The sequence below is a fragment of the Veillonella sp. VA139 genome (assembly GCF_003992005.1).
Classification (GTDB): Bacteria; Bacillota; Negativicutes; order Veillonellales; family Veillonellaceae; genus F0422.
In genome coordinates, this window is sequence record NZ_RQVL01000015.1 from 40,806 (window position 1) to 52,150 (window position 11,345).

Here is an 11,345-nt window from a genome sequence, read left to right on the forward strand (position 1 = left end):
TGACGACGGTCAAACAGATGCAACGAAAGTGATTGCTAAGAAATTGAACCAAACTGTAGATATTGTTGGTGGCGCGACAGGCACATTAACGGATAAAAACATTGGTGTAAACAATGTGAATGGCAAGTTAAAAGTCCAATTGGCTAGCGACTTAACAGGCATTAATTCTATTACAAATGGTGCAAACTCTGGCAAAGTGGAGTTCGGTAACAATGGTGTGACTACTTTCAGCAGCAGTGCAACAACGGGAGATACAACGGTTACTATCAACGGTAAAGACGGCAAGGTATCCACTGGTACTGGTAACACATTGGTTGAGCTTGATGGTAAAGCTGGTACTGTGAAGGCAGGCGGTATTACGATTGGGGACCAAGTTGTGACAACTACGAAATTGCCTGCTACAGAGCAAAAAGGTAACTACGTAACTGGATTAACTAACACAACATGGAATCCAAAAGCAGATGGCATTGTATCTGGTCGTGCAGCCACAGAAGATCAGTTGAAAGCAATTCAAGATCAAGTGAATGGTGGAAAATTATCCTTCGGAGCTAATCTTCCTGCTACAGTAGGTGGTCCAAAAGTCGTTGAAAATGCCCTTGGCTCTACCGTGAATATCGTGGGTACGGCAGATGTAAAAGATGACGACAACTATGATGGCAACAACGTAGTGACTACCATTGAAAAAGATGCAACTACAGGCAACTCGAAAGTTACAATTAAGTTGAACAAAGATTTGAAATCTCAGTCTGTAACAACCAATAAAGTGGTGGTTCAAGGTACTCCTGGTACACCAGGTAAGGATGCTGAAATCGTCGTTGGTGAAAATGGCAAGGATGGTAAAGATGGCAATCCAGGTACACCAGGATCTGACGGAAAAATCGGCGTTAACGGTAAAGATGGTTCCTCTGTTGTCATCAACGGTAAAGACGGATCTATCGGATTGACTGGACCGAAAGGGGCAGATGGAAAACCAGGCAAATCTATCAACATTGGCATGAAAGATGGCTATAATGGTGAAGATGGTAAAGATGGTGTTCCAGGTGTTCGTGGCGAAAAGGGTGTTGACGGTAAAGACGGCATCACTCGTATCGTATACAAAACAATCGTGAAAGACCCTACTACTAATACTGAAACAACAGTAGAACGTCAAGTGGCTACCATGGATGATGGCTTACGCTTCGCTGGTAACAATTCTGATACAGTGAACAAACATCGCTTGAACACAGTGGTGAACATCGTTGGTGAAGGCGTGGATAAAGACAAAGTAGATGACTTCAAGTCTGCTAGCGGTAATATCCTTGTAAAAGCTGATGGAAAGACAACGATGACAGTATCTTTGAACAAAGACCTTAGCAATATTACCAGCATTACTAATAAAGCTGGCAATGGCAAAGTTGAGTTCAAAGCGAATGGAGAAACTACTTTCAGTAGTGGAACAGCAGGCGATACTACTGTGATTATCAACGGTAAAGACGGTAAGGTGTCCACTGGTACTGGTAACACATTGGTTGAGCTTGATGGTAAAGCTGGTACGGTGAAAGCAGGCGGTATTACGATTGGGGACCAAGTTGTGACAACTACGAAACGACCTGCTACAGAGCAAAAAGGTAATTACGTAACTGGATTAACTAATACAACGTGGAATCCAAAAGCAGATGGCATTGTATCTGGACGTGCAGCCACAGAAGATCAGTTGAAAGCTGTGTCTGACACAACGAATGCGGTAGCGAATAATACAATCCAATTTGGTGCAGATAATGCGTCGAAAACGGATACACAAGCCTTGAACAAACAAGGTGGTATCGCTTTCAATATTACTGGTGGTGCAGATAAAAATAAATTATCTGATAACAATATCGGTGTGAATGCCAATGGTTCTACTGTGGAAGTGAAATTAGCGAAAGAATTGAAAGGCTTAACAAGTGCTGAATTTGCTAGCGCTGATGGTAAATCCACAACAAAAGTAGAAGGTGGCAAAGTAACCACTACAGATGGTACAACTACAACTGTGACTGGACCTAACGGCATCACAATTAAACCATCGAATGGCACAGGTACTAGCGTATCCTTAACAAATGCTGGATTAGATAATGGCGGTAACAAAATCACGAATGTGGCGGAAGGTACAGATGGTACGGATGCTGTCAATGTAAATCAGTTGAAATCTGCAACGAATAACATTGTGAATACTGGTATGAAGTATGGTGCCAACCTTGGTGTGGATGGTAAACCTAATGTGGTATCTAATAAATTAGGAAGTACGTTGAACATTGTGGGTACCGCTAATGTAGCTGCTGATGACAACTATGATGGCAACAACGTAGTGACAACGGTTAAACAAACCGATGATGGCAATACAACAGTAACTGTGAAGTTGAACAAAGATTTGACATCGAAATCCTTATCTACTACCACTATCACTGTGAAAGGTGAAGATGGTAAGGACGGCAAGCCTGGCAAAGATGCTGAAATCACGGTTGGTGAAAAAGGCGAAAAAGGTGAAGCTGGCAAAGATGGTAAACCAGGTTCTGATGGCAAAATCGGCGTAAACGGTAAAGATGGTTCTGCAGTTGTTATCAACGGCAAAGACGGTTCTATCGGCTTGAATGGTAAAGATGGTGCAAACGGTCTGACTATTAAAGGTGATAAGGGTGCTAATGGCGTTGATGGCACGAATGGTGTAAACGGTAAGGATGGTATGACTCGTATCGTATATGAAACGATACATAAAGATCCTACAGATCCTACGAAAGATACTGTTAAAACGCATGAAGTGGCAACCATGGACGACGGCATGAAATATGCTGGTGACGATGCACAAGGCACTGACAAATCCAAGGTCATCGCTAAGAAATTGAACCAAACGGTAGATATTGTTGGTGGTGCGACAGGCACATTAACGGACAACAACATTGGTGTAAACAATGTAGGTGGCAAGTTAAAAGTTCAATTGGCTAGTGAATTAACTAATATCAACTCTATTACTAATGGTACTGGCGCTGGTAAAGTTGAGTTCAAAGCGAATGGAGAAACTACTTTCAGTAGTGGCACAACAGGTGATAAAACTGTTACTATCAACGGTAAAAACGGCACTATCGCTACAGGCAATGCTACGGTGGATACTAATGGCTTTACTGTGGAAGCTGGTAGTGACAAAACTACAGTGACCAAAGCGGGTACAGCGGTCACAGATGGTACGAATACAACCTCTGTGGGAGCAACAACTATTCGTGTGAATGGTACGAATGGTACTGGCGGAGCTGTTACCGATGGCATTGTCATTGGTAAACAAACTGTGACTCCTACGAATGACGGAAAAGCTGCACCGGCAGGAACGAAAGGGACAGATGGTAATTTCATCACAGGTCTTGGCAATACGACTTGGGATGTAACGAATCCGAAATTTGTATCTGGTCGTGCGGCAACGGAAGATCAATTGCTAGCGGTAAGCAAACAGTTCACTGGCGGACGTCAGTTCGTGGCTGATACTGTGAAAGACGGCAAAGATCTAGTGGCTACGGTAGGTCTTGGTGAAACATTAGCCATCAAAGGCGGAGCTAAGAAACTCACCGAAAATAATATCGGTGTAGAACTGGCAGAGGCTGTGAAAAATGATGATGGCACGATTAAGACACCAGCTACGATGACTGTGAAGTTGGCGAAAGATGTGAAGATGGGTGATGGCTCTACATCGTACACAGGTACATTTAAGCCTACTGTCGATGGCAAACCTGTAGTAGATAAAACAACAGGCAAACCAGTGGAATTACCTATGACCGTGAAACACGATGGTAATGGCAGCGAATACACAATACAAGATGGTAAGGCATCGGTTACGACGGTGGTAAAACCATTCGGTATGTATATTCAAACTAAAAATGCTGACGGTAAGGCGAATCCTTCCGTATCGTTGACAGCCGATGGCCTCAATAACGGAGGTAACAAAATCACGAATGTAGCACCAGGTACGAAAGGCACTGATGGTGTCAATGTGGATCAGTTGAAAGAAATGTCGAACCATGTTCTAAACCAAGCAACAGGTGATATTTACAAGGCGGGTGCGAAAGCGGCGGCATTGGCGGCGTTGAAACCGTTGCAATATGACCCATTGGAGCCAACGCAAATCATGGCGGGCGTAGGTAACTACAAAAACCAAACTGCGGTGGCACTTGGTATAGCACACTTTACTCGTGAAGACACTATGTTCCATGCAGGAGTTACTCTCGGTGAGAACGAAAAGATGATCAATGCAGGTGTAAGTCATAAATTTGGCTGGAGCCCAGAGAAAAAAGCAATTCCAGAACGCTATAAAGCGGGTCCAATCTCTTCTGTATACGTAATGCAAGACGAAGTATCTGCATTGAAAGAAGAAAATGCACGCACGAAAGAAGCCTACGAACAAGTATTGGTAGATAATGCAAATATGAAAGCAGAAAACCAAGAAATGAAGGAATCTTATAAAAAAATGGCTCAAGACAACGAAGAGATGAAAGCACAAATTAAAATGCTTATGCAAGCAATGGGAATAAAATAATTCTCTAAAGAAGTAACTTTCTAAACCCATACAATAAGCCCCTACCCTCCTCGGTCGAAAGACTGGGAAGCGGTAGGGGCTTTTGTTTGTGTATATGAGAAAGAGTAATGTTATATCTCTAAAATATATGGTATAATTTGAATAAGATCCGGAGGTGATTCTATGTATATCAAACCCTTTGAGGAATTGACAATTCAGGATAACTTTATGTTTCAAAAGGTAATGCGTAATAAACGTATTTGTAAGGCAACAATAGAACGTCTGCTAGATATCCAGATCAAAGACATTGTTTATCTTGAAGAAGAAAAAACAATGAATTTGACTTTGGATGGTAAAAGTATACGGCTTGACGTATATGTTAATGATGAAAAAGGTACAGTTTTTAACGTTGAAATGCAAACAAGTAAAGATATGGAAGAATTAGTTAAGCGGGTTCGATATTATCAAAGTTTGATAGATTTAAATAATCTTGAAAAGGGACAAGATTATTCTGAGTTAAAGGATACATATATTATTTTTGTTTGTACATTTCCAGTATTTACAGGCAAACGACATAAATACACGTTTAGAAATGTATGTATAGAAGAATGTGATATTGAATTATGTGATGGAACTACAAAATTATTTCTTAGTACTAAAGGCATTGAGAAGGATATTTCAAAACCGTTAAAAGCATTTTTAAATTATGTTGATGGATCAGAACCAACAGATGATTTGTTAGAAGAAATAGAAAGTATAGTTCATAAAGTAAGACATTCTGAGGAATGGAGGTTGGAGTATATGAGATTTGAAGTTGAGAAAATACGGCAAAGAAAAGAAGGGCAAGATGAGGCAAAAAAAGAAATTGTGATTGGTATGTTGGAAGATAAATTGTCCTTAGAATTAATCGCAAAATATACGAAATTAACTATAGAACAAATTGTAGAAATTGGTCGTGCCCATGCTCTGATATAGTGACGTAAGTTAATAAGCCCCTACCCTTCCTAGTCGAAAGACTGGGGAGTGGTAGGGGCTTTTGTGTTGTGGTATTCGTATAGTGTGTCTAGTGGATGATAATGTTAGGAATATAGTAAAAAGGACACAGGTTGTACTGCGTCCCTTTTACTAACTAAAATGAAAAATCTTGAATGGTTTCGATATCTACTAGCTCTACTTCTTTACCGTGGAATTGAATAATCCGTTCGTCTTGCAAACGACCTAGTTCACGGCTGAGGGCGGTGCGGCTTACGTTGAGGACGTCCGCCATTTCTTGCCGATTGTGTGGCAAGGTGAGGATATTCTTTTTTTGCACTTGCCGAATATCCATGAGATAGGCAAAAATTTTCTCGCGCATCCCTTTGAGGGATAGGTAATGCACTTTGCGGGTCAGCTGCATCGCCTTTTCAGACAGGTCATGCATGAGGTTCGTGAGCAATTGAATCTGACAGGATTGGCAGTCCGGAAATGCTTTGGTGAAAGTCTCGATAGGTAAAAATAAAACGATCGCATCTTTTGTGGCTTCGATCGTAGCAGGCCACAGAGGATGGTTACTAAAGAGCAAAGCTTCTCCGAACATAGAGGACGGTTGTAGTTCTGTTACGATGGTTCGTTGTCCCAACATGTTCTCTCGTGTTAATAAGGCACGTCCTTCTAGTAAAATACCGATGCCTTCCATGGGATCCCTAGCAATGGCAATGAAAGAATTTTTTTTGAAACTTTGTACTTTCACATTCGCTTGAGACAAGAAAAGTGATAAATTTTCTGGCGCAATATGTGCGCATAGGGGAGATTGTTGAATCGTATTCATGTATATTTCTAACGTTGGATGTAATGTCGACATAAGACCTCCGATAACTAGAAAATTATAATGTGGTATAGGAATATAATGATGGTGTGCTACAAGTATGTGATGATAGAGTGACAGAACCCTAGAACGATAGCGTGATATAACTATATGTTCTATGACTGCGTATATGATGTATAGCAAAAGGGTCCAAAGGGACCCTTTTAGTATTGTACGAAGGCACTATATAATGTCACACAAATAGTTATATTTACAAACATTAAATTAAAGAGTGTGCTTTACCGATTTCCTTGATTTGTTCAATAGTAAGCTTAGTATATTTGGCAATTATTTCTAAGGATAGTTTATCTTCCAACATGCCAAGAACTACTTCAGCTTTACCTTTAGCTTTACCCTCAGCTATACCTTCAACTTTACCTTCAGCTTTACCTTCAGCTTTACCTTCGGCTCTACCTTTAGCTTCGCCCTCTGCCATGCCTTCTTTCCAGCGGCGTCTTAATTCCATTTCGAGTGTCATATATTCTAACCTCCATTCTTTAGAATGTCGTACTTTATCAACGACAGAGTCCATTTCCATTACTAAATCATCTGATGGTGTTTTGCCATCTACATAATCTAAAAAATGTTGTAACGGTTTTGAAATATCGTCTTCCGTACCTTTAGTGCTCAAGAATAGTTTTGTGGTTCCATCGTTTAATTCGATATTGTGATTTTCTAAACAAATATTTTTGAAAGTATACTTATGAAGATTATCACTAAATAGTGGAAATGTACATATAAAAATGATATAGGTATCATTGAGCTCGGTGTAGTCCTGGCCTTTTTCAATGTTATGTAAATCGATGATACTTTGATAGTATCTGACTCGTTTTACTAATTCCTCCATATTTTTAGTAGTTTGCATTTCCACATTAAAGACAGTACCGTCCTCATCGTTGACATAGACATCAAGTCGAATACCTTTACTGTCTGGGTTCATATGTAGTGACTTTTCTTCTTCGAGATAGGTGATATCTTTAATCTGGATATCTAACAGCCGTTCTATTGTTGCTTTACAAATACGCTTGTTTCGCATTACCTTCTGAAACATAAAGTTATCCTGAATGGTTAGTTCTTCAAAGGGTTTAATATGCATAGAATCACCTCCGGCTCTTATTCAGATTATACCATATATTTTAGATATATAACATTATTCTTTCTTACGTAACTATATCAATCTATGGGTTCGACCAATTTCTATAATCTGCTCTACAGTTAGTTTCGTATACTTCGAAATCAACTCTAAAGACCAGTTATCCTCTAACATGCCAAGAACTATTTCAGCTATAGCTTCAGCTCTACCGGCAGCGAATCCTTCTTTTCGATATCGTATTTTTTCAACTTCAAATCTCATATACTTTCCTCTTCATTTCTCAGAATGTTTTAAAGTGTAGCCAAGGATACGTTTTTTCTGCTTTCAGTATACTATACTACATGTATAGATAACAAGACGATGCTAGGTATGCATGGAGGGATGCCGTTGGAAAGTGCGGTAGCCTCATGGTAAGACAAGGGACATATGTGAAGTGGACATGTGCCATGGTAAGGTATGATCTGATGGTCTTGCGAACGTCAATCATAAGGTATAGACAGTGTGCCTTGGTAGGATATCTAAGATAAAACGTAAACTATGTTGTAGTATACATGTTAAGGGCAAAGTTCCCAAGGAGGTTTCTCATGAGTATGTTCTGTTTCCAATGTGAACAAACAGCGCAACCAAATGGTTGTACAGTACAAGGTGTATGTGGTAAAACGGCACCGGTTGCAAATTTACAAGACGAATTAACAGCGGCGTTGATTGGTTTAGCTCGTGCAATGCAAGCTACAGAAGTAACGTTAGACAACGTACAATTGTTAAAACGTGGTTTATTCATGTGCGTAACAAACGTAAACTTCTCTGAAGATCGTGTACAAGAGTTCATCGATGTAATCAACAATGCGCATAATAAATTAGATGCGAACATTCCTAACTTTGATTGGGAAGAATTGTGGAAAGGTCATGAAGATATCGTTTCCTTACGTTCTACATTGTTATTAGGTATGCGTGGTATGGCTGCCTACGCATGGCATGCAGCAGTATTGGGCTACAATGATCCAGAAGTTGATGCTTGGTTTGTAAAAGGCCTTGTTGAAATGGCAAAAGATCACAGCGCAGAAGAATGGTTAGGCCTATTGATGGAATTCGGTGGCATCAACCTTGCTTGCATGGCGTTGTTAGACAAAGCAAATACAACGACATACGGTACTCCAGTTCCAACAACTGTACCTTTAACAGTAGAACCAGGTCCTTTCATCGTCGTAACAGGCCATGACTTACACGACCTAAAAATGTTATTGGAACAAACTGATGGCAAAGGCGTTAACATCTATACACATGGTGAAATGCTTCCATGTCATGCATATCCTGAATTGAAAAAACACCCTCAATTGAAAGGTAACTTCGGTACTGCATGGCAAAACCAACAAAAAGAATTTGATGGCGTTCCAGGTGCATTCTTGTTCACAACAAACTGCATTATGCCACCAAAACAAACATATATCAAAAACATCTTCACAACTGACATGGTTGGTTTCGATGGCTGCGGTCATGTGGAACACAACGAAGATGGCACAAAAGATTTCTCTGCAGTCATCGAGCGAGCTATCGAATTAGGCGGTTATAAAGAGCCACAACAATTCACTGGTATCAACGGCGGTACAGAAGTAACAACTGGTTTCGGTCATGGTACAGTACTTGGCGTAGCTGACAAAGTAATTGATGCGGTAAAAGCTGGCGCTATTAAACATTTCTTCTTGGTAGGCGGTTGCGACGGTGCTAAAGTAGGCCGTAACTACTACACAGACTTCGTAAAACAAACTCCAGAAGATACAATGGTATTGACTCTTGCATGTGGTAAATATCGTTTCAACGACCTTAACATCGGTGAAATCGGTGGCTTGCCTCGTATCCTAGATATGGGTCAATGTAACGATGCGTACTCTGCTATCCAAGTAGCGGTAGCATTAGCAGGCGCTTTTGAATGTGACGTAAACGAATTGCCATTGACATTAGTATTGTCTTGGTACGAACAAAAAGCGGTATGTATCCTATTAACATTATTGTCCTTAGGCATCCGCAACATCTACATCGGACCATCCTTGCCAAAATTCTTGTCCAATACAGTACTTGGCATCTTAGTTGAAAAATTCAACTTACATCCGATTACAACACCAGAAGAAGATTTGAAAGCAATCTTGGGCTAAGTCGTCTCTTGTGACGCTATGCAGCCTTGTGGCGGTGTTAACTAAATAAGATAAAGGGAAGACCGTAACACACCCCTTCTCAAACTATACAGTGGTTATGTTTGTTCAGGGGTATGTTACGGTCTTCTTGTGTTTGTGCGATTTAGGTGGTAAGGGGCGGCACAAAGGCTACTACTTGTAACTGCGCTCCTCTGTCTCATCTCTTCCTATTGTGGGAGGAGGTGGTTGCTATGACTAAGTATGAAAAGATTTCTTTAATCATTTCTGTTGCTAGTTTAGCAATTCAGCTCATTGATCTACTTAAGTAGACAATGAAAAAGCCTAACGTATAAGGTCTAGTACACCTTAACACGTTAGGCAAATTTCATCTTTGTTATTGTCTTGAGATGAGCCTAACGCCAGCTACACGTTGATGGCTCTTCCTTTATTGACTTAATTATAGCACAGGTTATGGGTGCAATACAACGTCTCTTATTTCGCTATACAGCCTTGTGGCGGTGTTAACTAAATAAGATAAAGGGAAGACCGTAACACACCCCTTCTCAAACTATACAGTGGTTATGTTTGTTCAGGGGTATGTTACGGTCTTCTTATGTTTGTGTGATTTAGGTAGTGAGGGGCGCCACAAAGGCTGCTACGCCTAACTGCGTTCCTTAGGGGGAAGGTACTTGTGACGGTGCCATTTGCAAACTTGCATTTTCCTTAGTTTGCCGTTTGGCATGATATTAAAGTTAATATAAACAATACGAATATACTATGTTATAATAAAAATGGTAAGAGTCATTAACGTGTTGTTAGGCTCATCTCTTCCTGTAACGGGAGGAGGTGGTACTATGAAAAAGTTTAGAAAAATCGATATTTTGATTTTAATTCTAAAGTTACTAGTACATCTCATTGATTGGTTCAAATAAATCGATTAATGAAAAAGCCTAACGAATAAGGTCTGGTCCACCTTAACACGTTAGGCACATTTCACTTTTAGAATTTCTGAGATGAGCCTAACGCCTGCGCACGTTGATGGCTCTTCCTTTATTGACTTAATTATAACATAGGTTATGGGTGCAATACAACGTCTCTTATTTCGCTATGCAGCCTGTGGCGAGGTTAACTGAATAAAGGGAAGAGCACGGTATACCCCCTCACAAACGGTATTTCATAATGTTTGTTCGGGGGCACACCGTGCTCTTCTTGTGTTTGTGCGATGTAGGTAGTAAGAGACGCTACAAAGGTTGCTATGCCTAACTGCGTTCCTCAGGGGAAAGGGAGTATGGGTATTTGATCGGGGTCTGCAGGCTAGCTTTTCCATAGGTTTATACCTAGGCTATTATAAATGCACAATAACGGCGAATATTCACATACATTCAAGTATACAATGTGGTATACTTTATATATCCTCGTTTCATCATGAAAGGAGGTGACTTTCATGTTTGAGGAGTTTTACCCACAAGTAGGCAACTTTCTAGCCCCTGTAATTCAAGGTATCATGATTTATGTTATTTCTCACATATTGATTGAGGTCTTCAAAAACAGAAAATAGAAAGACAAAAAGGACGGCTCGCATCCGTCCTTTTTTGTTACCCTCATGATGAGGAGTTTTACACCTTATGCCATAATTATATACCATCTTGCCACACAATACAAGAATTTTATAAATGCTATCATAAGAATGTATGAACGACATATGATATTGTCATAGTATAAACATAAATGAATTTGTCAAAGCATAGTACAATCTATATAGATAGG

General features: G+C 40.1%; 6 protein-coding genes (1 of these 6 only partly in view). 3 read left to right on the top strand and 3 right to left on the bottom strand.

Features of this window, described 5'->3' with window-relative positions; all coding sequences use genetic code 11:
- Positions 1-4,534: the end of a YadA-like family protein gene (locus EO125_RS09865; RefSeq protein ID WP_164726462.1), read on the top strand. The gene continues 26,510 nt to the left of window position 1, outside the view; 4,534 of the gene's 31,044 nt are visible here — the last part of the coding sequence; its start codon lies off the left edge, out of view; its stop codon occupies positions 4,532-4,534.
- A gap of 162 nt (positions 4,535-4,696) precedes the next feature.
- Positions 4,697-5,488 (top strand): Rpn family recombination-promoting nuclease/putative transposase, encoded by a 792-nt coding sequence (locus EO125_RS06465; protein WP_127148163.1) that lies wholly within the window; start codon positions 4,697-4,699, stop codon positions 5,486-5,488.
- 154 nt (positions 5,489-5,642) lie between these two features.
- Here EO125_RS06465 and EO125_RS06470 read toward each other — a convergent pair whose 3' ends face one another.
- The 3 genes from EO125_RS06470 to EO125_RS06480 all read right to left on the bottom strand — a co-directional run bounded on the left by EO125_RS06470 (position 5,643) and on the right by EO125_RS06480 (position 7,710).
- The gene (locus EO125_RS06470) at positions 5,643-6,353 is read right to left on the bottom strand and encodes a Crp/Fnr family transcriptional regulator (protein ID WP_127148164.1); all 711 of its coding nucleotides are present in this window, start codon (positions 6,351-6,353) and stop codon (positions 5,643-5,645) included.
- A gap of 223 nt (positions 6,354-6,576) precedes the next feature.
- Complete coding sequence (locus tag EO125_RS06475; RefSeq protein WP_127148165.1) at positions 6,577-7,452, bottom strand: Rpn family recombination-promoting nuclease/putative transposase; 876 nt, start codon at positions 7,450-7,452, stop codon at positions 6,577-6,579.
- Between the two features lie 72 nt (positions 7,453-7,524).
- Positions 7,525-7,710 (bottom strand): hypothetical protein, encoded by a 186-nt coding sequence (locus EO125_RS06480; RefSeq protein ID WP_127148166.1) that lies wholly within the window; start codon positions 7,708-7,710, stop codon positions 7,525-7,527.
- Between the two features lie 323 nt (positions 7,711-8,033).
- On the opposite strand from EO125_RS06480, the gene hcp reads away from it, so the two are divergent.
- Positions 8,034-9,599, top strand: a complete 1,566-nt coding sequence (gene hcp, locus EO125_RS06485; protein ID WP_127148167.1) for a hydroxylamine reductase — start codon at positions 8,034-8,036, stop codon at positions 9,597-9,599.
- Positions 9,600-11,345 lie beyond the last annotated feature (1,746 nt).